Source organism: Qipengyuania aquimaris, from assembly GCF_020171965.1.
Taxonomy (GTDB): domain Bacteria; phylum Pseudomonadota; class Alphaproteobacteria; order Sphingomonadales; family Sphingomonadaceae; genus Qipengyuania; species Qipengyuania aquimaris_A.
Genome location: NZ_JAIUZK010000002.1, coordinates 149,950 through 174,679 on the forward strand (window position 1 = coordinate 149,950; position 24,730 = coordinate 174,679).

Sequence of the window (24,730 nt, forward strand, 5' to 3'; positions counted from 1 at the left end):
TGTTAGGGGACCGGCATGAGCTCTCGCGATGAAAATCTGGCCCAGGCCCAGAAGGCCATGCAGGCAGGAGATTTCACCAGCGGACTTGACCTTGCGGAGGCGTCGCTGGCGGTCAGGCCCGATGACGGCGACGCGCTCTATATGGCAGCAGTGGCATCGCGATACCTCGGACGTCCGGGCGATGCTGCCGATTATCTCGTGCGGCTGCATGAGGCGATGCCCGAATACGGGCGGGCGTGGCAGGAGGCGGGGCATCTGGCCCGCAAGAGCGGCAATTCGGACCAGGCGGTGTCAGCCTATCGCAAGGCGACGCGCTACAACCCTGCGCTCGAGGCTAGCTGGCGTGCGCTCGCCGATTTGCTGGCCGCAGAAGGGAATACCCAGGAAGCCCAGTCCGCCCTCATGCAGGCGCAGAGGATTTCGGATCTGCCCAGGGAATTGGTCGCCGTTAGCCACCACCTTCACGAAGGCCGGCTACTTCGTGCCGAAGAAATCTGCCGACATTACCTGAAGCGCAATCCGCGCGATGTCGAAGGGATGCGCCTGCTCGCCATGATCGGGATCAAGCTGGGAGTGCTGGATGATGCGGAATTCCTGCTGGAAAGCGCAGTGGCGTTCGATCCCGACAGCGTACAGCTTCGCCTGGATCACATCGATGCGCTCCGCCGTCGCCAGAAGTTCGACCGGGCCCGCGAAGAAGCCGAGGCGCTTTACAAGCGCGATCCGGAAAACCCGCTTTTCCAGTCACACCTCGCCATCGAGAGTATGCAGACCGGCGACTATGACCGCGCCTTCGAACTCTTCGAAGAAGTCTTGTCGAAACTGCCCCACGATGTCGCGACACTGACCAGTCGCGGGCATGCGCTCAAGACAACCGGCGCCCAGGATGAGGCGGTGGCAAGCTACCGGAAGGCAATCGCGGTGAAGCTCGACCACGGGGACGCATGGTACGCGCTCGCCAATTTGAAGACATATCGTTTCACCGATGACGAGATCGAAACGATGCGGTCGCTCGTGCAACAAGCCGATCTATCCTTCATGGACCGTGTGCATCTGTGCTTCTCGCTCGGAAAGGCGCTCGAGGACCGCAAGGAATACGAAGGCTCCTTTGCCTTTTACGAGCAAGGCAACGACCTCAAGCGCGCCCAGACCCGCTACAGTGCCGCGGCGATGAGCGAGGAACTCGCCAAGCAGCGCGAATTCTGCACCGCCGAATTGTTCGCCAAGCATGAGGGGGCCGGTTTTCCCGCTCCCGATCCGATCTTCATCCTCGGCCTGCCGCGCGCAGGATCGACCTTGCTCGAGCAAATCCTGGCATCCCATTCGCAGATCGATGGCACGCTGGAGTTGCCGAATGTCCTGTCTCTCGCCCATCGCCTGAGAGGGCGCAAAGCCGGCCAGTCGCTCTATCCGGCCATCCTGCATGACCTCAGCGCCGAACAATTGAGCGATTTCGGCGAAGCATTCATCGAGGATACGCGGGTTCATCGCCAGGGTGCGCCCTTCTTCATCGACAAGATGCCGAACAACTTCCGCCATATCGGGCTCATCCACCTGATGCTGCCGAATGCGAAGATCATCGATGCGCGCAGGGCACCCATGGATTGCTGTTTTTCCGGCTTCAAGCAGCTGTTCGCGGAAGGTCAGGAGTTCACCTACGGACTTAATGAGATTGGCCGCTACTACACCGACTACGTCGAATTGATGGACCATTGGGACAAGGTCCTGCCGGGCAAGGTTCTGAAAGTGCAGCACGAGGATGTCCTGGATGATCTGGAAGGCCAGGTTCGCCGGATGCTGGAGTATCTCGGCCTGCCATTTGAAGAGGCCTGCCTCACCTTCCACAAGACCGACAGGGCCGTCCGCACTGCAAGCAGCGAGCAGGTGCGCCGACCCATCAACCGCAGCGGCCAGAACGCCTGGAAACCATTCGAGCCGTGGCTTGGTGATCTCAAGAGCGCGCTCGGGCCACTCGCCGGATAGTCTTACGCCATGTCCTCGCTAGTCATCGAAGCGGACGATTATGCGGTCGCCATCAATCCCGAAATCGGAGGCAGCCTCTCGGCATTTCGGTGGCGTGGGCACGATATCATGCGGTCCGCCGTAGGCGACGGGGTCCTCGATAGCTCGTGCTTCCCGCTCGTGCCGTTCAGCAATCGTATCGCGGGTTCGCGCTTTGAATTCATGGGGCGGACAGTACAGCTGGACAGGAACCATCCGACAGCTCCACAAGAGCCGGTCTTGCATGGCTTTGGCTGGACCTCGCCTTGGGATGTGGTCGAGAAATCCGCCCGGCATGCGATCATAGGTCTGGAATATCGGGAAAGCCCTTGGCCTTGGAAGTTCAGAGCGCGCGCAGGATATGCCCTCGATGCATCCGGCCTGCACGCTTCAATGTCGATCAGAAACCTGGCGGGCAGTCCCATGCCGGCAGGTCTGGGCTTCCACCCTTATTTCCCGCGCACTTCGCAAACCATTTATCGCGGGTTTCATCATGGCGAATGGCAGGTCGATGAAGCGTGCCTTCCTCTCGGTTTGAAGCGCCATAGCCAACCGCGCGACTGGTGGGGTGGGCAGCCGGTCGACACACGGATCGTCGATACCGTGTATGCGGGCCGCGAAGGACACCTGGATATCATTTGGCCCGAGCGGAAACTGATCGCGCGAATTTCGCCCAGCGACGATCTCGATTGCACCGTTGTGTACGTGCCGCAGGGTGAAGATTACTTCTGCATAGAGCCGGTGAGCCACGCGACCGATGCGATCAACCGGATGCCGGACGAGGGTGGAATGCGCACGCTTGCCCCCGGAGAGGAATGGACAGTTTCAATGTCGATAGCGGTGCGCGGAACCTCCTAGAATACCGGCCTGACCGGACGATCCAGGTTTCGTTCCAGGTCCGGCAGCGCCGCGCGTTCCGCGATCACGACCACCGAGCCACCGAAGCCCGCGCCGGTGATCCTGGCTGCGCCACGCCCTTGAAGCACATTGTCGATGCGTTCGACGAGTTGGTCGACTGCCGGAATGCTTACTTCGAACAGATCACGCAGGGAGGCGTGCCCCTCTCGCAGGATCGACGCCATCGCCGAGAGGTCCGCTGCCATGATGGATTGCGTAGCTTTTTCGACGCGGTCGATCTCTTCGACGACATGGAGAGCTCGCTTGAATTCCAGCTCATTCAATTCCGCGCTTTCCAACATGGCACTGTCCGCATCCCGAAGGCTCGCAACTCCGATCTTGCGCGCAGCGGCTTCGCACTGTTGGCGCCGCAAGTTGTATTCCCCGTCGACAAGCCCGCGCGTCACTCCGCTATCGACAATCGCGACGGCCCAATCTGACGGCAGCTCAAACTGCTCGTAATCGAGGGTGCGACAGTCGAGGAGCAGCGCTTTGCCCGCTTCCCCTGCTGCTACTGCCATCTGGTCCATGATGCCGCAGGCAACGCCTGCCCAGTCGTGTTCGGTACTTTGGGCCGCTTTCGCAAGCGTGCGTGCGTCAAGGTCGAGACCCAAAGCAGCGCCAACCGCACGCCCAAGCGCGACACAGAACGATGCGGATGACGAAAGACCCGACCCACGGGGCAGGTCGCCGCGGACCAATAGGTCCAGGCCCGTGCCAGGCGGGAGATCGAGATGTGCGACCATCCCCCGCGCATAAGATCGCCAGTCGGTCTCGGTCGGCCGGGACGGTTCGAATGCAGCAAATCGGTCGCTCGCATCCAGATTGGCAGCGCGAACGGCAATTTCGCCATGGTCGGCAGGCGCCCATGCCACCGCGGTCCCTTCGCGGACGGGCATCGGCAGGACCAGGCCATCGTTGTAATCTACGTGTTCTCCGATGAGATTCACGCGCCCCGGCACAAAGGCTACGCCTTGTGCGGAACGTCCAAACGCCGCTGCGAAGTCATCTGCCGTATGCTCGATCAGGTTTGCGTTCATCGAAGTTCCGCCCTGATCCGCTCTGCCGCCGATTCTGGGGTAAGGTCGCGCTGGGCTTCTGCCAACAGTTCGAAGCCTACCATGTGCTTGCGAATGTCCGCCGACCGCAAGAGCGGCGGGTAGAAATGAGCATGGAGACGCCAGTGCCCGGTATCGTCCCCCAGTTGCTGCGGGGCTCCATGCCACCCCATCGAATAGGGAAAATCGGTATCGAACAGTCGGTCATAGGCGGGAAGCAGTTGGCCGAGAATGTCGACAAGCGCCTCTCGACCCTCTTCGTCTAGATCCTCGAGCCGGCGGTCATCGGCCCGCGCAATAAGCAGGGTCTCGAATGGCCAGGCGGCCCAATGGGGCACGATCGCGAGCCAGCGTTCATTCTGGGTAACGATGCGTTGCTGCGCTTCGGCCTCTCTTTTCGCAACATCGGCAAGCAGGTTCGTCCCGGATCTCTCGAAATATTCGCGTTGCCGGTCATCTTCGCTCCGGACTTCCGTAGGCACGAAATCACTGGCCCAGAGCTGCCCATGGGGGTGGGGCGATGAGGCGCCCATCATGGCGCCCTTGTTCTCAAACAACTGGACGTGGGCCCAGCGGGAACCGACGTCGGCTGACAAGGAGCACCAAGTGTCGACGACAAATCGCCTGTTCGTGGCGGACATGCGGGCGAGGGTCGCCGAATGGTCGGGAGAATAGCAAATGACCCGCGCTTCGCCGCACGCCGGTTCTTCGATGAAGAGGTCAGAATCCGCGCGCTTTTCGCTTTCCTCCAGAAGAGCGGGAAAATCGTTCGGGAAGACGTGGGTGCCTTCGTAGTCGGGGTTGACGATCCCGCCGCTTCGTTCGTTACCCGGACACAGATAGCAAGTGGGGTCATGCCTGGTCCGCTTTTCGTCCTGCGTTTTCTTTCGCTCTCCCTGCCAAGGCCTTGCAATGCGTTGGGGGGAAACGAGCACGTAGTCCCCCGTGAGGAGGTTCTTGCGGCGATGGGGCGCGGTTTCGCTCATGCTGCCTCCAGGTGGAATATGGCCACACCTTCTGCGTTCAACGCGGGAAGCGGAAGACCCGCACGCGCCAACCAGGACCCGCTGAAGGTGAGCGGTGTTTCCCTCATTGCGTCAATTGCCTTGCCGCTGCGCGCCGCCAGCACATGGTCACCTCCGACCAGGTCCAGCAGGCGCACCTGCCAGTCCTGCCCTGCCGCGAAGGGTAGCGGGAGCTGCGCATCGCGCCGTTGATGGGAGACGTCGGTGCGCATGATCCAGAGGATGTATTCACGTCCGTTACCTTGCGCCTGCCACGTCAGCCCATTGGGCCCTTCGCCAAGCAGGGTTTGCCCGCCATGCGCAAGACCGCGCCAGCGTTTGTAGAACGATACCCATTGATCCAGGTCATCACGTTCAGACGGATCGAGTTCAGCCGGATCGAGTTCGATGCCGAAATGACCCTGGCAGGCAACCGCCGCTCTAAAGCCGAGCGATTGTGATCGGCCAGTCGCGTGGCTTGGCGAAGCCCCGATATGGGCGCCCATCATTTCCGACGGGAAGAACGCCAGGAAACCGCGCTGCATCGGGATGCGGGCGATCGCGTCGATATTGTCGCTCGTCCAGAAGCGGTGGACATGGCGGACAATGCCCGCATCGATCCGGCCGCCGCCGGCTGCACAGCTTTCGATCTCGACATCGGGATGTGCCTCACGAATGCGTGCAAGCAGCGCGTAGGTGCCGCGAACCTGTGCCGATCCGCCCGAGGGGGCGTGCGCGCGGTTATGGTCCCACTTCAGGTAAGAGATCGGCGCCGAGGAAAGCAGGGTGTCGAGTTCTTCGAAGAGATAATCGCGAACGGCGGGTTGCCGCATGTCGAGGACCAGCTGGGAGCGTGCGGTCGGCCCGGGGGTGCCGCGGGTTGTGAGTGCCCAGTCCGGGTGAGCCCGGTAGAGATCGCTGTCCGGATTGACCATTTCCGGCTCTACCCAAAGGCCGAATTCCATGCCCAGGCTCCGGACGTGCTCGGCTATCGGTGCCAATCCCGCCGGGTATTTTCTTGGATCGGGTTTCCAGTCGCCCAGGCCAGCCCGGTCGTTATCGCGGCCCTTGAACCAGCCATCGTCCAGAACGAACCGCTCGACCCCGATTACGGCGGCAGCGCTCGCGAGCGCTTTTATGCGCGCCTCGTCATGCGCGAAATAGCACGCTTCCCAGCTATTGAGATGGACCGGACGCGGTCGCATCTCACCTGCCGGATACTCTGCGATCGCGCGAACCATGGAATGTTGCTGCGCAGCGACGCCATTGCGGCCCGCTCCGGAAATGGCGACCAGCAGCGTCGGAGAATGGTAGCTTTCTCCAGGCTCCAGCCGGACCTCTCCGTTGGAAATGCTTGCTTCGGCGGTCAGCAACCACATTCCCTCGTCATGCTTTTCTATTGCCAGGCGGCTGTCGCCTGACCACGCAAGCTGCGCAGAGAACGCAAGCCCAGAATGCCACCCGCATTCACCGGCCAAGATCTGGCAAGCAGGTGGTCCGCCGTGTCCCGTCAGCCCCCCGTGGGTCGTGCGATGCCAGCCATGCGCAGGCAGGTTCTCGACACATTCCTCAAATTCGGCGGCATGACGGCCACGCCAGGAAATGATCCGGTTAGCATTTGCGAAGACGGGAAGAAAGGCGCTGGCCAGACTGGAAACAACGACCTGATCGCGCCCCTCGTTGCGAATTGCCGTTTCGATCGTCAGCCCGGATGCCAATTTCGAGAACCGCAGCGAGCAGGACAGCTTTTCCCGGTCGTCGCCAAAGCGGAGTTCTATACAATCGCCGGATGACACGGCCTCGAAACTGGTGAATTCCGGATCGAGCGCACGCGCGTCTTTCGCGAGTAATGAGAGGATCGAGGGGCCGAACCAGCCGGAACCGTGGAGCGGGAAAACGGGGAGGGGTTGCGGCTCATCGATCGAGAAGGTCGTTGCACCAATCAGGTCTCTTGCGGCCGGCAGACTTCCCGGCTCGAGCCTTTCCCCGAGGTGACGCCAAGCAAATCCACCCTTGGGCAGGCGTTCGATGACGAGGCTCCACTCGTCGCCGTGCAGTTCCAGAAGTTCTGCCTCGCTCATGCCTGCGCGGAAACTTCGCCCTTGCCGCGGAACAGGGAAAGGCCAAGCCATTCCGCGCGCCGTCCCAGAACGAACCTGTTGAAACCGAGCGCGGCCAGAACCGACGTGAACAGGGTGACCACCATGAAGTCGATGTAGTGGATGCCGACCGCCTCGGAGAAGCCGGCATTGAACGTGAACAGGCCGTACAGCGAAATGCCCCAGACCACGCCTGCTATGGCCGAGCGGGCTGCAACGTTGCGGAACAGCAATCCGACGATGAAGGCCGACAGGATCGGCATCGAGGAAAGCCCGTTCAGCTGCTGGAGCAGGTTGATGATGCTCTCAGCGTTCTGGAACAGCGGGACCATGATCATGGCGAGGATGGTAGCGACCATGCTCATTGCCGCGCCCAGCTTCCAGTGGTTCTTCACTTCGCCGACGAAACGTTCGTGGAAATCGACCGAGTAGAGCGCGACGGTGGAATTGAGCACCGCGCTGAAGGTCGTGATCACTGCGGCAGCGACCATGGCCGCGAAAGCACCGGAGAGCCAGCTCGGCAGAACCTCGGCGACCAAGCGGCCGTAGGCGGCATCGCCCACGTCACCGAACAGCTTGAAGGCGACGACGCCCGGGATCACCACGATCGGCGGGACCACGAGGATACGCACGGCTGCGGCTGCGAAGACGCCCTTCTGCGCTTCCTTGACGGTGGGCGCGGCCATCGCCTTTTGCGTGATGTTCTGGTTGGTCGACCAGTAAAAGATCTGGATGAACGCCATGCCGGTGAAAAGCGTGTGGAACGGGATCGGACTGTCGGCACTGCCCACCATGCTCAGCCTTTCCGGCGGCACGCCCGTGACAATGTCGAAATCTACCGCCGCCAGCGCAAGGAACACGATGACGAGGGCGAGGAACAGAATCCCGATGCCGGAAAACGTGTCCATCACGGCCACGGCCCTCAACCCGCCGAAAATCGTATAGGCCGCGCCAATCAGGGCCAGGCCGAGAGAAAAGGCCAGCAATGGCACATTCGCGCCGAACAGCGATTGCAGGAACAATCCTCCCGAATAAAGCGCCGCGGGCAGGTAGATCAGCAAGTTTCCGAGTATGAAGATCGCCGAGATCAGCGTGCGGATCGAACGTCCATCATAGCGCCTCTCCAGCAATTCCGTGACCGTGGTGCAGTTATACCGATAGTAAAGCGGCACGAAGACGAAGGCGAGGGTCATCAGGCCGACGAAGCCCGCGATCTCCCACCATGCCAGCAGCAACATCTGGTTGCCGTTCATCCCGACCAGCTGGTCGGTCGACAGGTTGGTAAGCGTAATCGCGCCTGCCACGAAGACCCAGCTCAGGCCCTTGCCGGCAAGGAAGACGTCCTTTTCGGATCCATCGTGCTTTGCGCTTTTGACCTTCCACCAGGTCAGCAGCGCGACGAGCGCCGTCAACCCGACAAACACCGCGAGCTGCCCCGCATTTGCGAAATCCGCTGTATCGCCGAACACCATTCCCTCCCGAATAGGCTGGCATCCATCGCATATTCGGCGATAGACGCAAGCACATGGAGAGACACTGATGCACCTCGGCGTTTGCTATTATCCCGAACACTGGCCCGAGGAACGCTGGGCCGAGGATGCGCGCCAGATGCGCGAGATCGGGCTCACCCGCGTCCGGATCGGCGAATTCGCGTGGAGCCGCATCGAGCGCGAGCCCGGACAATACGATTGGGACTGGCTCGACCGGGCGGTCGAGACGCTGCACTCGGCGGGGCTGGGCATCATCATGGGGACGCCGACCGCAACGCCGCCGAAGTGGCTCGTCGACAGCATGCCGGACATGCTGGCGATCGACCGCGAGGGACAGCCGCGCGGGTTCGGATCGAGGCGGCACTACTGTTTCAGCCACGAAGGTTATGGCGAAGAAGCGCGCCGGATCACGCGCGTCGTGGCGCAGCGATACGGACAACATCCGGGCGTGGTCGGCTGGCAGACCGATAATGAGTACGGCTGTCATGACACGGTGCAGAGCTTCTCGCCTGCCGCACGCGATGCCTTCCGCCGCTGGCTTGCCGAACGATATGGCTCTGTCTCGACGCTCAATGAAGCGTGGGGCAATGTGTTCTGGTCGATGGAATACCGTTCCTTCGACGAAATCGAGCTACCCAACCAGACAGTGACGGAAGCCAATCCGGCACATTGGCTGGCTTTCCGTAGGTTTTCTTCGGACCAGGTTATCCGCTTCAACAGGGCGCAGGTCGAGATCCTGCGCGAGGCATCGCCCGGTCGCGACATCATGCACAACGCGATGGGTTTCTACACCGGTTACGACCATCACGACCTTGCGCAGGACCTCGATGTTCTGGGCTGGGACAACTACCCGCTGGGCTTCCTCGAGATGTTCCGCTTCACCGAGGAGGAAAAGCGTGACTTCGCGCGTCAGGGTCATCCCGACATCGCCGCGTTTCACCATGACCTTTATCGCGGGTGCGCGAAGGACAGGCGCTGGAACGTGCTCGAACAGCAGCCGGGGCCGGTGAATTGGGCGCGCTACAATCCCGCACCGCTACCCGGAATGGTCCGGTTGTGGACCATGGAAGCCTTCGCGCACGGGGCGGAAATGGTCAGCTATTTTCGCTGGCGGCAGTTTCCAAAGGCGCAGGAACAGATGCACGCAGGCCTGCTGAGGCCGGACGGGGAGCCTGCACCCGCTTATGCCGAGGCAGCGTCGGCCGGACGGGAAATCGCAGACCTCGGCGCGGTCGGCCAAGCGCCCAAACACGCCGCGCTCATCTTCTCCTATGACAGTGAATGGATCACCCAGATCCAGCCGCAGGGGGAAGGGCGCTCTGCCTTGTGGGCTGCATTCTCCGCCTACTCCTCGCTGCGGCGATTGGGCCTCAACGTCGATATCCTCCCTCCCGAACCCGAACTGGACGGGTATTCGCTCGTCGTGATCCCCTGCCTGCCGGTGATGACAGAGGGTCTCGCCGACGCCTTGAAGAGATTCGATGGCCAGATCGTCGTCGGCCCGAGGACAGCCACACGCGATAAGGATTTCGCAATTCCCGGCGGCTTGGTCGATCAGGATTTCGCTGATCTGATCGGCGGTAAGATCGTTAGGAGCGAGAGCCTGTCGGACCGGTTGCAGATGACTGGGGACGGATGGACTGCGAAGGGGTGGCTCGACCACTATGAAGGCGAGGCGGAGCCGGAATTCGTGGCGGGATCGGGAGAGGTTTGCAGCTATCGCCATCGCAACCTCCGGCTTTGCTGCACATGGCCCGAAGGGAGCATGTTCGAACGATTGGTCGAAAGGGCAGCAAGCGATGCGGGTTTGCCCCACGAAGCTTTACCGAAGGGGATAAGGTACCGCACTTGCGGAAGCACCCGATTCACCTTCGACTATCTGACCGCGCAGATATCCTTCGATTGAGTCGGATTGTCGGTTGGGCGTTCGACCTATAGGGTCTCGATAAGCAACCGATTCTTGCGTTTGAGGAGAGAGACGATGACCAAAGCCTATGCCAATCTGATCGACGGAGAGATGGTCACCACCTCCGACACCATCGAAGTCGTCAATCCCGCCAACGAACAGGTCATCGGGGTCGTGCCGTCGTGCACGAAGGACGAACTCGACCGTGCCGTCGATGCAGCCCGCCGGGCCTTCAAGACCTGGAAGAAAACGAGCGCGGAAGAGCGTCAGAAGGTGGTCCAGGGCATTGCGGCCGCGATCAAGGACAATGCGGAGGAACTGTACCGCCTCCTTACCAGCGAGCAGGGCAAGCCCCATGCGCAGGCGCAGCAGGAAATCTACGGCGCGGCAGGACTTGCCGCAGCGCAGTCGACCCTGACCCTCGATGATGTGATCAACCAGGACGACGACACGCGCCTGTCGCGCACGCGGCGTGTGCCGGTTGGCGTGGTCGGCGGCATCGTGCCGTGGAACTTCCCGATCATGATGGCGATCCAGAAGATCGTGCCTGCCCTGGTGGCAGGGTGCACGATCGTTCTCAAGCCGTCGCCGTTCACCCCGCTCACGACGCTGCGCATTGCGGAACTGATCAAGGACATCGTGCCTGCCGGTACGGTCAACATCATCACCGGCCCCGACGAACTCGGGCCGATGATTACCGAGCACCCCGGCATCGACAAGATCACCTTCACCGGCTCCACCGCCACCGGCAAGAAAATCATGGAGGGCGCATCACGCGACCTGAAGCGCATTACGCTGGAACTTGGCGGCAACGACGCCTCCATCGTCCTGCCCGATGCCGATGTCGAGAAGGTAGCCGAACAGCTTTTCTGGTCGAGCTTCTCCAACGCCGGCCAGGTCTGCATTGCGGCCAAGCGCATCTACATACACGAAGACATCTATGACGATCTCAGCAAGGCGATTGCCGAATATGCCAAGGGCGTCGTCGTCGGCGACGGTTCGCAGCAGGGCACCGGGGTCGGGCCGATCCAGAACAAGAAGCAGTTCGAGCGCGTTTGCGAGCTGATCCAGGACGCCAAGGACAATGGCTACCAGTTCCTGACTGGCGGAGATACCGATCCTTCGGGCACCGGATATTACGTGCCGATCACCATCCTCGACAATCCGCCGGAAGATGCGCGCATCGTGGCGGAAGAGCAGTTCGGGCCGGTCATGCCGCTGATGAAGTTCTCGACCGTCGAAGAAGCCATCGAGCGTGCGAACAATTCCGAATACGGTCTCGCCGGCGCGGTCTGGACGAAGGATACGGAAAAGGGCGTCGAGATTGCGGAGCAACTCGAAACCGGCACTGTCTGGGTCAATGAATTCATGCAGCTGTCGCCCTTCACGCCATTCGGCGGACACAAGCAATCGGGCATCGGTGCCGAATACGGTCTCGATGGTCTGAAGGAATTCACCAACCCGCAGGTCATCACGGTAAAGCGCGACGCTGCGGTTTGATCAGGTATCGAGCCGAGGTGTCGCGACCTGCGGCATCTCGGCTCACGCTCTCCGCTGGCCGATCCGGGGCGCGTATCCGGATCCGGCGAAAGGGTTGTTCATAGCTTTGGCGATGGCGTCCGGCAGCTCGATTTCACCGCCGAGCACGCGCTTGGACGAGAGGCCGATGCGCACGTCGTAGCGACCGCCCTCGGTGATATAACGCCCGTCCTCACGATGTTGGCCGATTTGGTCGCGACCGATCTCGAAGGTCACCGTCCTGCGCTCGCCAGGGGCCAGCTTCACCCGCTCGAACCCGCGCAGGTTCAGGCGACTGGGTAGGTGGTTTCCGCGATATCGGCGCAGGTAGAGCTGGACTGTCTCGATCCCGCCGACATCCGCCAGGTTCCGAACCTGGACGCTTGCCACCAATCGGTCGGCGGCCAGATCGAGGGTGAAATCGGTCAACGCGAAATCTGCATAGTGCAAGCCATGACCGAAGGGCAGGCCGCGGTTCCCGTTGCCCTCTTTGATGGCGACCGGAAGCTTGCCGGACGGGGACGCCTCCCCGGTTAGCACCTCTGCGATCGCATGGCCGCTCATGGTGCCGAGCTGTCCGGCGTGAAGGACGCAGGCAAGCGGTTCGTTTCCTATGATGGGATCGAGTGCCGCCGCGCCGAGGGTCACAAGGACGATGCGATCCGTTACCGTCCGCAGTGAGGCAAGAAGCTGTCGTTCGGCTTCGGCGAGAGCATTGCCTTCCCGGCCGCCGAGCACGACGATGACCGTGCGTGCCCGCTTGGCTGCTTCGCAAGCCATACCGATCGCCATGCTGTCCGCTTCGATCATCCGGCCGATGTTCCCCGCATCGTGACGAAGGGCGAGACCCGGCGCGAATTTATGCGGGATACCAAGCTGTTCGAGCCCGTCGATCAGGCTGGCGGCAAGCCCCTTGCGCCCGGCAAGGGGAGCACTGCGGTCTGTCGCGGCAGCGCCGATTACAAGGAGATCACCGGAATCGAAGCCCAGCGGCAGCAAGGCCGGCTCATTGCGCAGCAGGACGATCGAACGCCTCGCGAGATTGAGCGCCGTTTCCCGGTTCTGGATCGGCGTCGGCAAGCTGCCCCTGCTGCGTATCGCCTCTTTTCCCAGCGGAAGGGTGAAGAGCCCCAGCGCATATTTCGCGCGCAAAACCCTCGATACTGCGTCGTCGAGCCGTGCGAGCGGTAGCTTTCCTTTTTCGATCGCAGCAACGAGTGCATCGACCGGCATGGAATCGCCGCTTTCGATCGGTTCGCTGTCGCGCGCGGCGGCGGCAAGGGATTTCCATTCCGAAAGAATAATGCCGTCGAAAGCGCCGGCCTCTTTCAAAAAGGAAAACGCTTTTCGGGCGGCACGACGCCGTTGGACATTGCCTCCTCCGACGGAGATCGACCCGAGATAGCCCTGCCTCACTACGCTCGCAGCGACGCGCATGGCTTCCGCGATATTCTTCTCCTCGGCGACCCCGGAAGCAGCCCGCCCGACTATCGAGGCGAGGTCCAGGCAAGCGAGCACGCCTTCGCGCCCGGCCTCCCCGTTGGCCTGCAATCCCCGGACCCGCGCTGCGGCGATAGCGGCGACGAGATCGACCTGGTCATCGCGGGACGTGTCGGGCTGGCTCGAAAGCGGCAGATAACCGGCATCGGGTGACAAGGCCCAGTTGCAGCCCAGGGCATGGGCTTCTTCGGCAATGACGGCTTCGGCAGCAGCGATCGCTTCCATGTCCCAGCTTGCAGCTGCCGTCAGCGGGGTCGGGAAGATCGTTTCGATCCCCGTGCCGGTCTCCATCGGGAAGAGAAGTGGGATGCCAAGCCGGGATTCCTCTATCGCGATCTGCTGGAAGGCTTCCGCCTGGATCTTCGAGGAGATGCCCTCCACCGCCGTCACCCGGCCACTGCGCAGGGCTTGGGTGAAACGTTCGACCTCTGCACGGTCCTGGGGGTCCGGAGCAGACACCACGGCTAGCTGGCCTGCTTTCTCTTCAATCGTCATGTAAGCGAGAAGGTCAGCGACAACCCGCTCGCCATCAGGATCCGGAAACGCGTGAATCACGAGCCAGCGCCTTCCATCCAGCCCGCGTGGAGCTGGTGCACCGGCCGTAGCCAGGGCTGAAAACGCTTGGGCATCGATCCTCCCGAAAATGCGACCGCCGGCATCGGCGAAGCGCTGGAAATTCAGGGGTGGACTGTGCCAATCAGTGGTAAATTAACGGTTATCGCCCGACGCGGTTCGACCGTGCGAAACACTCGTCTCATCAAATTCCGGCGAGACGATTTACAGATATAAAAATATCTTTATATCTTCGGGAAATGCGGACCGAAGCGATCTTCCGTGCCCTTTCCGATCCGACCCGGATGCGTATCCTGCGCCTCCTGGGCTCGATGGAACTCGCGGTGGGCGAAATCGCACAGGTACTGGGCCAGAGCCAGCCACGGGTGTCGCGCCACATCGGCATCCTGTGCGATGCCGGACTGGCCGAACGGCGCCGGGAAGGTAGCTGGATATTCCTTCGCGCACGCAGCGATACGCCGATGTGCGGCGATGTCCTGGACCTTCTCTGCCAGGCGGAAGAGGTGGACGAGGAACTCGGGGCCCTGTGCGAGGGCGATCGACGCAAACTTTCCGAGATCCGTTCTGCAAGAGAGCATCAGGCCGAGCAGTATTTCGCAGATCATGCCCACGATTGGGACGAACTGCGCCGCCTCCATTCCTCGGACGATGAAGTGGAAAGCGCCTTGCGATCCGCCTTGGGCGAAGGAGGGCTCGGGCGACTGCTCGATATCGGCACGGGAACGGGCCGGATGGCGGAACTCTTCGCCGAGAAAGCGGATCACATCGTCGCGCTGGACAAGAGCCTTGCCATGTTGCGCGTGGCCCGTGCCAAGCTTCAGCACCTGCCTACCGACCGTGTGGAGCTGATGCAGGGGGACTTCGCTTCTCTCCCATTCCCGCAAGACAGCTTCGATACGGTCCTGTTTCACCAGGTGCTGCATTTCGCCACCGACCCACGCCCGGTTCTGGCGGAAGCGGCACGAGTTACGCGGGAAGGCGGCAGGATCGCCATCGTGGACTTCGCCGCACACCACCGCGAAGACCTGCGCGAGCGCCATGCCCACGCACGGCTGGGTTTTGCCGACGATCACATGGCGGGATTGCTGTTCGAGGCAGGATACGATCCGGCCGATCCGATATCGCTCGAGGATGGCGAGCTGGCGGTTAAAATATGGGTCGCGCGCCGCGATGCGACCCAAGCAAGGAAAGTAATGTGAGTCCGACACTCGACCAGATGCGTGAAGCGCAAAGAGCCCTGGAAACCCCGCTGTTTTCGGGCCTTCCTGGCGATATCGACGTCAGTTTCGAATTCTTCCCGCCCAAGAGCGACAAGATGGCGCAGACGCTCTGGGAAAGCGTCGAAACCCTGGCGCCCCTGTCGCCGCGCTTCGTTTCCGTGACTTACGGGGCAGGCGGTTCCACCCGGGAGCGAACCCACGCGGCGGTCCGCCGGATCGTGAACGAAACCTCGATGCCTGCCGCCGCTCACCTGACATGCGTCAACGCGACGCGCGAGGAAGTCGACGCAGTGGCCCGCGAATACTGGGAAGAGGGTGTGCGGCATATCGTCGCGCTGCGCGGCGATCCGCCGGAAGGCGGAACCGCCTACACGCCGCACCCTGGTGGCTATGCCAATGCGGTCGAATTGATTGCCGGCCTAAAGCGGATTGCCGATTTCGAAATCTCGGTCGCAGCCTACCCCGAAGTGCATCCGGATTCTCCCGATCGCCAGGCCGATCTCGACAATCTGAAGCGCAAGTTCGATGCCGGCGCGACCCGCGCGATTACCCAGTTCTTCTTCGAGCCGGAATGTTTCTTCGATTTCCGCGACAAGGCCGTCGCGGCCGGGATCGAGGGCGAGATCGTGCCCGGGATTATGCCGGTACTGAGCTTCGGCGCCGTCCAGCGCATGAGCGGCCTGTGCGGCACCGGCATTCCGGGATGGATGGAAGGGCTGTTTGCAGGGCTCGATGAGAAGCCCGATGCCCGCCAGTTGGTTTCGGCCACCATCGCCGCCGAAATGTGCCGCCGCCTGTATGCCGGCGGCGTTCGCCAGTTCCATTTCTACACTCTCAACCGCGCCGAGCTGAGCTACGCGATTTGCCATATGCTCGGCCTGCGACCGAAGGCCTGACAATGTCCAAGAGAGACGACTTTATCGCCGCTGCAGCGCAGCGCATCCTGATCAAGGACGGGCCCTATGGCACCGAGATCCAGCGCGCCAATCTCGCGCCCGAGGACTATGCGGCGGGCACAGACCTGACGCAGGACCAGAAGGGCAATAACGACCTGGTCAACCTCACCCAGCCGCAGGTGATCCGCAAAATTTGCGACAGTTATCTCGACGCGGGCGCACACATCCTCGCAACCAACACCTTCAACGCCAACCGGATCAGCCAGGCGGATTACGGCGCCGAGGGGCTTGTGCGCGAGATCAACGTTTCAGCCGCTCGCATCATCCGTGAGGCAATTGATGTACGCAACGACGGGGTCCAGCGCTTCGTCGCAGGGGCGGTGGGGCCGACCAACAAGACCCTGTCCCTTTCGCCGGATGTCGAAGACCCCGGTTACCGTGAAGTGAGCTTCGACGAGATCGTCGACGTCTACCGTGAACAATGCGCAGCGCTGATCGAGGGCGGGGCCGATTTCATCCTGGTGGAGACGGTTTTCGATACGCTCAATTGCAAGGCCGCGATCATGGCCGTGAAGCAGCTGGAGCGTGAGCTCGGGCAGGACATCCCGCTCATGATCTCGCTCACTCTGACCGACCTTTCGGGCCGCAACCTGTCAGGCCACACGGTGGAAGCATTCTGGCACACAGTGCGTCACGCCAAGCCTTTGACGATCGGCCTCAATTGCAGCTTCGGCGCTGAGCAATTGCGGCCCCACGTCCAGATCCTGTCAGACATCGCCGACACCTACCTCATGGCCTATCCCAATGCGGGCCTCCCGAACGATCTCGGTGAATATGACGAGGTGCCTGAGACGACCGCCGCGCTGACCCGCGTGTGGGCGGAAAACGGCCGTATCAATGCGCTGGGCGGATGCTGCGGCTCCACGCCCGATCATATCGCTGCGATGGCCCGCGCCGTCGAAGGGCTGACGCCGCGCTCGGTCCCGGACAGCGAAGCTGAGATGCGCCTCGCCGGACTTGAACCTTTCACGATTGCTGCCTGATGAGTGACCTTACCACTGCCCGCTTCGTCAATATCGGCGAACGCACCAATGTGACCGGCTCGGCCCGGTTCAAGAAACTGATCATGGCGGGCGATTACGACACCGCCGTCGAAGTCGCGCGCCAGCAGGTCGAGAACGGCGCGCAGATAATCGACGTCAACATGGACGAAGGCCTGCTCGACGCCGAGAAGGCGATGACGACCTTCCTCAAGCTGATCGCCGCCGAGCCGGACATCGCGCGCGTGCCGGTGATGATCGACAGTTCGAAATTCGAAGTGATCGAGGCGGGACTCAAATGCGTTTCGGGCAAGCCGATCGTCAATTCGATCAGCATGAAGGAAGGCGAAGAGGCTTTCCTCGAACACGCACGCATTTGCATGGATTACGGCGCGGCCGTGGTCGTGATGGCCTTCGACGAGACCGGTCAGGCCGACACGAAAGAGCGCAAGGTCGAGATCTGTGCGCGGGCATACGACCTGCTGACCGGGATCGGCTTTCCCGCCGAGGATATCATCTTCGATCCAAATATCTTCGCCGTGGCGACCGGGATCGAGGAGCACGACCGCTACGGGCTCGATTTCATCGAGGCGGTACGCGAGATCAAGCAGCGGTGCCCGCATGCCCAGACCAGTGGCGGGCTATCGAACCTCTCCTTCAGCTTTCGCGGCAACGAAACCGTGCGCCGCGCGATGCACTCGGTCTTCCTTTATCACGCGATCCCCGCCGGGCTCGATATGGCCATCGTCAATGCGGGCCAGCTCGACGTCTATGATCAGATCGACCCCGAACTGCGCGAGGCGTGCGAGGACGTCATCCTCATGCGCCGCGAAGACGCGACAGAGCGGCTGATCGACCTTGCCGAAAGCTACAAGGGCAAGTCTGCGGCCGACGAGAAAGCCGCAGAGGAATGGCGCGCTTGGGACGTGGCGCGCCGTCTCGAACATGCGCTCGTCAAGGGTATCGATGCGCATGTAGTCAACGATACCGAAGAGGCGCGCCAGCAGTTCGACCGCCCGATCGAGGTGATCGAAGGCCCGCTGATGGACGGCATGAACGTGGTCGGAGACCTGTTCGGCAGCGGCAAGATGTTCCTGCCCCAGGTGGTGAAATCCGCACGCGTCATGAAGAAGGCGGTCGCCCACCTCATTCCCTTTATCGAAGCCGAAAAGGAAGCGTCCGGCCTTGCCGACCAGTCCAAGGGCAAGATCGTGATGGCCACCGTAAAGGGCGACGTCCACGATATCGGCAAGAATATCGTCGGCGTGGTGCTGCAATGTAACGGCTACGAGGTCATCGATCTCGGCGTCATGGTGCCGTGGTCCACTATTCTCCAGACCGCCCGGGACGAGAAGGCCGACATGATCGGACTGTCGGGCCTCATCACGCCTTCTCTCGACGAGATGGTCACCGTGGCGGAGGAAATGCAGCGCGAGGGAATGACCATGCCGCTACTGATCGGCGGGGCGACCACCAGCAAGGTCCACACGGCTTTGCGCATCGATCCGGCCTATGACGGGCCCGTGATCCATGTGCTCGATGCGAGCCGTGCGGTGGGCGTTGCCAGCCGCCTGCTATCTGACACCCAGCGCGACGAGTTCGTCGAGACCACCGCAGCCGAGTACGGGAAGGTGCGCGACGCGCGGGCAGGCAAGGGTCAGAGTGTCCTTCTCCCGATCGAGGAAGCGCGCGCGAATTTCTACGACGCTTTCCTGTCCGACAAGGCGGCCCCGCCGCTCAGGCCGGGGATCCACGCCTTCGACGATTGGGACCTCGCGGACCTGCGCGAATACATCGACTGGACGCCCTTCTTCCGCGCCTGGGAATTGCACGGCACCTATCCGGCAATCCTGACAGACGAAGTGGTCGGCGAGACCGCGCAGCAGCTGTTCGACGACGCCAACGCAATGCTGGACCGCATCGTCGAGGAGAAGTGGCTGACCGCCAAGGGCGTGGCCGGATTCTGGCCCTGCGCACGCGACGGGGACGATGTCACCATCCACCGCGTCGATCGCGAAGAGCACGTGGTCCTGCCGTTCCTTCGCCAGCAGGTGAAGAAGTCGCGCGACCGGGCCAACATGTGCCTTGCCGATTTCATCGACCCGGCAGGTGACTGGATCGGCGGGTTCGCTGTCGGCATCCACGGGATCGAGCCGCATTCCAAGCGCTTCCTCGAGGACAAGGACGATTATTCCGACATCCTGCTGAAGGCACTGGCCGACCGTTTCGCGGAAGCCTTTGCCGAGCGACTGCACCAGTTCACGCGCACCGACCTGTGGGGCTATGCGCCGCAGGAACAGCTGACCAATTCGGCGCTGATCAAGGAAGAGTACCGCGGCATTCGTCCTGCGCCCGGCTATCCTGCGTGCCCCGACCACAGCCTCAAGCCTATCCTCTTCGACCTGCTCGATGCTGAAAAGCATGTCGGGCTGACGCTGACCGAAAGCTTCGCCATGTATCCCACGGCGGCGGTCAGCGGGTTCTACTTCGGACACCCGGAAAGCCAGTATTTCGGTGTCGCCCGGATCGGCCGCGACCAGTTGGAAGATTACGCCGCGCGCCGCGGTGTGGATATTGCGACGGCGGAGCGCTGGTTGAGGCCCAATCTGGATTGACCGCAGCGCCGTGATCGCGCAGGGCTGAACCGTCGGCTGCAGGGGCGATTCTGCGGCAGGCGCGCATGGGAGAGCCTGTGCGGGGGACACCCGCCCGGCGCCGAAGGAGCAACCGCCCCGGAAACTCTCAGGCCCAGGGACCGTGCGCTGCCATCGACACTCTGGAAAGCGTTTGTCGCAGCCGCGGCGGACCACCGAAGGGGTACGCGTGCTCATTTGCGCGCCAGTCTCTCAGGTTTCCCGACAGAGGGGGCATGGGTTGTTTCAGCGCCGTTCGCGGCGCTTCCATGCTTGCCACCAAGGGATGCGTCTTGAGCGATAATACCGACACACCGCAGGAAATCGAACAGCTGCCGCTGGATGCCTGGCATCGCCGCAAGGGCGCCCGCATGGTGCCGTTCGCAGGCTATGAAATGCCGATCCAGTATTCGGCGGAATCGGGCGGCGGGATCGTTGCCGAGCACGAATGGACGCGCAGCCAGGCGGGCCTGTTCGACGTCAGCCACATGGGCCAGCTAATGCTGACCGGCGAAAACGTCGCCGCGGAGCTCGAAAAGCTGCTCCCCGGCGCGATTACCACCCTGAAGCCCGGCAAGGTGCGCTATTCGCTGCTTATCGACGAAGATGGCGGCATCCTCGACGACCTCATGGTCACCAATGCCACGGCGTGGATCGAGGCCGACGAAGAAGCTGGCACCGAAGGGCATTGGGGCGATCCGGCCTACTATCTCGTCGTCAACGGCGCGATGAAGTGGGACGATATCGCCCACCTTCGCGAGCACCTTCCCGACGAAGTCACGCTGACCCACATGGACGAGCACGCGCTGGTCGCCCTGCAAGGCCCCAACGCTGCCACCGCGCTCAATCGCGTCATGCGCAACACCATCGAAGACATGATCTTCATGGAAAGCGTGGTCCACGACTTCGGCGAATGGCCGCTGCGCATCACACGCGCCGGCTATACCGGCGAAGACGGCTTCGAAATTTCGGTCCCCGCCGAATTCGCCGAGAGCCTGTGCGACCGCTTGTGTGCTGAAATCGAGGTTCGCCCTTGCGGCCTGGGCGCGCGCGACAGCCTGCGCCTCGAAGCCGGCCTGCCGCTCTACGGCCACGACATCACGACCGAAACCGATCCCGTCTCGGCCGATCTCGGTTTTGCGCTGACCAAGCGCCGCCGCGAGGAAGGCGGCTGGATGGGGCACGAAAAAGTGATGGACGTCGTCAACTCCGGCCCCGCACGCAAGCGCGTCGGACTGACCTTCGAAGGGCGCCTGCCCGCCCGCGAAGGGGCCAAGGTTTTCGACGGTGATACCGAAATCGGCCGCATCACCAGCGGCGGCTTTTCGCCTTCGCTCGGACACCCGATCGCGATGGGCTACCTTGAAAAAAGCCACATCGAACCGGGAACCGAGGTCGAGGTCGAGGTTCGTAACAAGAGACTGCCCGCGAAGGTCACGACCATGCCCTTCGTCCCCCACCGCTATCACAGAGGGAAGTGAGACAGATGGCCCGTTATTTCACCGAAGAACACGAATGGATCGACCTGGAAGGCGACACCGCCACTGTTGGCATCACCGATTACGCGCAGGGTCAGCTTGGCGACATCGTGTTCGTCGAATTGCCTGAAAGCGGCACCATGCTGGAAAAGGGCAAGGACGCTGCCGTGGTCGAAAGCGTCAAGGCCGCGAGCGACGTCTACGCGCCCATCAGCGGTGAAGTGACGGAAGCCAATTCCGCGCTCGAAGACGATCCGGCGCTGGTCAACACCTCGCCCGAGGAAGACGGTTGGTTCTTCCGCATGACCGTTTCCGACAAGTCCCAGCTCGAAGGGCTGATGGACGACAAGGCCTACAAGAGCTTCTGCGACGAGCTTTGATCTAAACGCCCGACCGGGCGCCAGGGGTTATTCAATGCGTTATCTGCCGCTTACCGAAGCCGATCGTTCGGCGATGCTTGAGACGATCGGTGCGCCCAATGTGGACGCGCTGTTTTCCGACGTGCCCGAAGAGGCGCGGCTGACCGGCCCGATCGAGGGCCTGCCCATGCACGCCAGCGAAATGGCGGTCGAAAAGCACATGCGGCGCCTGTCGAAGAAGAACCTTGCAGCGTCCGATGCAGCGTTTTTCCTCGGGGCAGGGGCTTACAAGCACCATGTCCCGGCCAGTGTCGATCACATCATCCAGCGCGGCGAATTCCTGACCGCCTACACGCCCTACCAGCCGGAAATCGCGCAGGGCACGCTGCAGATGCTGTTCGAGTTCCAGACGCAGGTCGCGCGGCTCTATGGCTGTCATGTGGCCAATGCCTCGATGTACGACGGCTCGACCGCCTGCTGGGAAGCGGTTGCCATGGCCAGCCGGATCGCGCGCGGCAAGAAGCGCAAGGTCGTGCTCTCGGGCGCATTGCACCCCCATTATGCCGAGGTCGTGAAGACCATGGCCAAGTTCACCGAAGACGAGATCGCGCATGCGAGCCCCGCCTTGCAGGCACAGCCCGACAATGACGGGCTGATCGCGCGGATCGACGACGACACCAGCTGCGTGGTCGTCCAGTACCCCGACATCCTCGGCCGCGTGACCGACCTGCAGCCGATCGCCGATGCGGCACATGAGAAGGGCGCGCTGCTGATCGTCGTCAACACGGAGCCGGTGGCGCTTGGTGCGATAAAATCGCCCGGCGAAATGGGCGCGGATATCGTTGTCGGCGAAGGGCAGTCGCTTGGCGTCGGCCTCCAGTTCGGCGGCCCGTATCTCGGCCTCTTCGCGGTCACCAGCCCGAAGCACGTGCGACAGATGCCGGGCCGCCTGTGCGGCGAGACCGTCGATGCAGAAGGCAAGCGCGGTTTCGTCCTGACCCTTTCGACGCGCGAACAGCACATCCGCCGCGAGAAAGCGACGTCGAATATCTGCACCAACTCGGGCCTCTGTGCGCTGGCATTCAGCGTGCATATGACGCTGCTGGGCGAGAAGGGCCTGCGCCGCCTGGCGATGGAGAACCACCGCCTCGCCTGCCACGCCGCCGACCGGCTGGCAAAGGTGCCGGGCGTGAGCGTCCTCAACGACAGCTTCTTCAACGAATTCACGATCCGGCTCGGCACCGATGCGCGCGCAGTCGTGCGCACTCTGGCAGAGCGGGATATTCTCGCTGGCGTATCGCTCGGCCGGCTGTTTCCGAACAATAGTGAGCTTGCCGATGGCCTGCTGGTCGCCGTCACCGAAACCACCACCGAGGAGGACATCGAGACCCTTGCCTCCGCTCTTGAGGAGGTGCTGTCATGAGCGCGCCGAACCAGTCCGGCTGGAAGCCCGGCACCCCGGTCGAAGATCACAATGCGATGAGCGGACCCGACACCGTCACCGGCAACCGCGCGCTGATGCTCGAGGAGCCGTTGCTGTTCGAAATCGGCCATGTCGAGGCGACTGGCGTAGATCTGCCCGAACCTTCGGGAGCGGCAACGCGTCTCGGCGGCATGGACCGCGCAGAGGCGATCGGCCTGCCGGGCCTGTCCGAGCCTGAGGCGGTGCGCCACTACACGCGACTGTCACGCCAGAACTATGGCATCGACCTCGGCTTCTTCCCGCTGGGAAGTTGCACGATGAAGCATAACCCGCGGCTCAACGAAAAGGTCGCGCGCATGCCCGGCTTTGCCGATGTCCATCCGCTGCAGCCGGTCCAGACCGTGCGCGGTGCGCTGGAAGTGATCAACGAGCTGGCTCACTGGCTGATCGCTCTCACCGGTATGCACGGCGTCGCGATGAGCCCGAAGGCAGGCGCGCATGGCGAATTGTGCGGCATCCTCTGCATCCGCGCCGCGCTGGAAGCGCGCGGCGATGCCCGCAAGGTCGTGCTGGTCCCCGAAAGCGCGCACGGCACGAACCCGGCGACCGCTGCCTTTGCCGGCTACGAAGTCGAGGATATTCCCGCCACGCCCGAAGGTCGTGTGGACCTCGAAGCGCTCAAGGCGCGCCTTGGCCCCGATGTGGCTGCGGTGATGATCACCAACCCCAATACATGCGGCCTGTTCGAGCGCGACATGAAGGCGATCTCGGACGCGGTGCACGCAGCGGGCGGCTTCGTCTATTGCGACGGTGCGAACTTCAATGCCATCGTCGGCAAGGTCCGCCCCGGCGACCTCGGCGTCGATGCAATGCACATCAATTTGCATAAGACGTTCTCCACCCCGCATGGCGGTGGTGGCCCGGGTTCCGGCCCGGTGGTCCTCTCCGAAGCGCTCAGCCCCTTTGGCCCGCTGCCCTACACTGCACGCACCAAGGACGGTGTCGTCCACCTGATCGAGGAAGAAGACGCGGACTCTTTCTCCGAAGAGCATTTCGACGGCATCATGCAGAGCTTCGGCCGCATGACCGCCTTCCACGGCCAGATGGGCATGTTTACCCGCGCGCTGACCTATATGCTCAGCCACGGTGCGGACGGGCTGAAGCAGGTCGCCGAGGACGCGGTGCTCAATGCCAATTACGTGCTGCGCAGTCTCGACGACGTGCTCGATGCGCCCTTCGGGCCGAGCGGGCCTTGCATGCATGAGGCGCTGTTCTCCGACGCCGGTTTTGCCGAGGACATCTCGACGCTCGATCTCGCCAAGGGGCTGATCGACGAAGGCTATCACCCGATGACCATGTACTTCCCGCTGGTGGTGCATGGAGCGATGCTGATCGAGCCGACCGAGACCGAGAGCAAGGCTGCGCTCGACCAGTTCATCGCCGCGCTGCGCAGCGTGGCGGAACGGGCGAAGGCCGGAGACGCCACGCTCAAGACTGCGCCGCATTATGCGCCGCGCCGCCGCCTCGACGAGACGCTCGCCGCGCGCAAGCCCGTGCTGGCGTATGAGGAGCCGGTGGCGCCTTCAGGCCAGCCGACGATGAGCGAGCAGGGCGGACGTTGATCGCCGGGCGGCG

General features: G+C 62.5%; 17 protein-coding genes and 1 riboswitch. Of the genes, 12 read left to right on the forward strand and 5 right to left on the reverse strand.

Translation table 11 applies throughout. The annotated features are described in order from the left end of the window. The first annotated feature begins 15 nt into the window (after positions 1–15). Together LCM24_RS08370 and LCM24_RS08375 are read left to right on the forward strand one after the other, a co-directional pair. Positions 16–1,983: a tetratricopeptide repeat-containing sulfotransferase family protein gene (locus LCM24_RS08370; protein ID WP_224803614.1), complete on the forward strand. Its 1,968-nt coding sequence runs from the start codon at positions 16–18 to the stop codon at positions 1,981–1,983. A 9-nt stretch (positions 1,984–1,992) separates the two neighbouring features. Beyond that, the gene (locus tag LCM24_RS08375) at positions 1,993–2,859 is read left to right on the forward strand and encodes an aldose 1-epimerase (protein ID WP_224803615.1); all 867 of its coding nucleotides are present in this window, start codon (positions 1,993–1,995) and stop codon (positions 2,857–2,859) included. Here LCM24_RS08375 and galK read toward each other — a convergent pair. Genes galK through LCM24_RS08395 form a run of 4 tightly spaced genes read right to left on the reverse strand, consistent with a single transcriptional unit; the run spans position 2,856 to position 8,531 of the window. Beyond that, positions 2,856–3,938 carry a galactokinase gene (gene galK, locus LCM24_RS08380; protein WP_224803616.1) on the reverse strand — a complete coding sequence of 361 codons (1,083 nt, stop codon included), beginning with the start codon at positions 3,936–3,938 and terminating at the stop codon, positions 2,856–2,858. The genes LCM24_RS08375 and galK overlap by 4 nt on opposite strands. Then, positions 3,935–4,942 (reverse strand): UDP-glucose--hexose-1-phosphate uridylyltransferase, encoded by a 1,008-nt coding sequence (locus tag LCM24_RS08385; protein WP_224803617.1) that lies wholly within the window; start codon positions 4,940–4,942, stop codon positions 3,935–3,937. The genes galK and LCM24_RS08385 overlap by 4 nt, the downstream gene beginning before the upstream one ends. Then, entirely contained in the window at positions 4,939–7,041 is a 2,103-nt protein-coding gene (locus LCM24_RS08390; RefSeq protein ID WP_224803618.1) for an alpha-galactosidase, read from the reverse strand. Before LCM24_RS08390 ends, LCM24_RS08385 begins: the two co-directional genes overlap by 4 nt. Then, a complete protein-coding gene (locus LCM24_RS08395; RefSeq protein WP_224803619.1) occupies positions 7,038–8,531 on the reverse strand; it encodes an SLC5 family protein in 1,494 nt (497 codons plus the stop codon). The genes LCM24_RS08390 and LCM24_RS08395 overlap by 4 nt, the downstream gene beginning before the upstream one ends. Before the next feature lie 67 nt (positions 8,532–8,598). On the opposite strand from LCM24_RS08395, the gene LCM24_RS08400 reads away from it, so the two are divergent. Together LCM24_RS08400 and LCM24_RS08405 are read left to right on the forward strand one after the other, a co-directional pair. Further along, entirely contained in the window at positions 8,599–10,455 is a 1,857-nt protein-coding gene (locus LCM24_RS08400; protein WP_224803620.1) for a beta-galactosidase, read from the forward strand. Between the two features lie 75 nt (positions 10,456–10,530). Further along, positions 10,531–11,955, forward strand: coding sequence for an aldehyde dehydrogenase family protein (locus tag LCM24_RS08405; RefSeq protein ID WP_224803621.1), 1,425 nt, complete (start codon positions 10,531–10,533; stop codon positions 11,953–11,955). Between the two features lie 42 nt (positions 11,956–11,997). Here LCM24_RS08405 and LCM24_RS08410 read toward each other — a convergent pair whose 3' ends face one another. Beyond that, positions 11,998–13,968 carry a glycoside hydrolase family 3 C-terminal domain-containing protein gene (locus tag LCM24_RS08410; RefSeq protein WP_224803622.1) on the reverse strand — a complete coding sequence of 657 codons (1,971 nt, stop codon included), beginning with the start codon at positions 13,966–13,968 and terminating at the stop codon, positions 11,998–12,000. A 317-nt stretch (positions 13,969–14,285) separates the two neighbouring features. On the opposite strand from LCM24_RS08410, the gene LCM24_RS08415 reads away from it, so the two are divergent. The 8 genes from LCM24_RS08415 to gcvPB all read left to right on the forward strand — a co-directional run bounded on the left by LCM24_RS08415 (position 14,286) and on the right by gcvPB (position 24,717). Then, positions 14,286–15,245: an ArsR/SmtB family transcription factor gene (locus tag LCM24_RS08415; RefSeq protein ID WP_224803623.1), complete on the forward strand. Its 960-nt coding sequence runs from the start codon at positions 14,286–14,288 to the stop codon at positions 15,243–15,245. 17 nt (positions 15,246–15,262) lie between these two features. Further along, positions 15,263–16,162: a methylenetetrahydrofolate reductase [NAD(P)H] gene (gene metF, locus LCM24_RS08420; protein WP_263617997.1), complete on the forward strand. Its 900-nt coding sequence runs from the start codon at positions 15,263–15,265 to the stop codon at positions 16,160–16,162. A gap of 2 nt (positions 16,163–16,164) precedes the next feature. Next, on the forward strand, positions 16,165–17,205 hold the full coding sequence (locus LCM24_RS08425) for a homocysteine S-methyltransferase family protein (RefSeq protein WP_224803625.1): 1,041 nt from the start codon (positions 16,165–16,167) through the stop codon (positions 17,203–17,205). Then, a complete protein-coding gene (gene metH / locus LCM24_RS08430; RefSeq protein WP_224803626.1) occupies positions 17,205–19,817 on the forward strand; it encodes a methionine synthase in 2,613 nt (870 codons plus the stop codon). Before LCM24_RS08425 ends, metH begins: the two co-directional genes overlap by 1 nt. A 56-nt stretch (positions 19,818–19,873) precedes the next feature. Then, positions 19,874–19,970, forward strand: a riboswitch (glycine riboswitch). A gap of 158 nt (positions 19,971–20,128) precedes the next feature. Next, positions 20,129–21,316: a glycine cleavage system aminomethyltransferase GcvT gene (gene gcvT / locus LCM24_RS08435; protein WP_224803627.1), complete on the forward strand. Its 1,188-nt coding sequence runs from the start codon at positions 20,129–20,131 to the stop codon at positions 21,314–21,316. A 5-nt stretch (positions 21,317–21,321) separates the two neighbouring features. Continuing rightward, a complete protein-coding gene (gene gcvH, locus LCM24_RS08440) occupies positions 21,322–21,693 on the forward strand; it encodes a glycine cleavage system protein GcvH (RefSeq protein ID WP_090477853.1) in 372 nt (123 codons plus the stop codon). 34 nt (positions 21,694–21,727) lie between these two features. Then, positions 21,728–23,095 (forward strand): aminomethyl-transferring glycine dehydrogenase subunit GcvPA, encoded by a 1,368-nt coding sequence (gene gcvPA / locus LCM24_RS08445; RefSeq protein WP_224803628.1) that lies wholly within the window; start codon positions 21,728–21,730, stop codon positions 23,093–23,095. Further along, positions 23,092–24,717 (forward strand): aminomethyl-transferring glycine dehydrogenase subunit GcvPB, encoded by a 1,626-nt coding sequence (gcvPB, locus tag LCM24_RS08450; RefSeq protein WP_224803629.1) that lies wholly within the window; start codon positions 23,092–23,094, stop codon positions 24,715–24,717. The genes gcvPA and gcvPB overlap by 4 nt, the downstream gene beginning before the upstream one ends. The last annotated feature ends 13 nt before the right edge of the window (positions 24,718–24,730 follow it).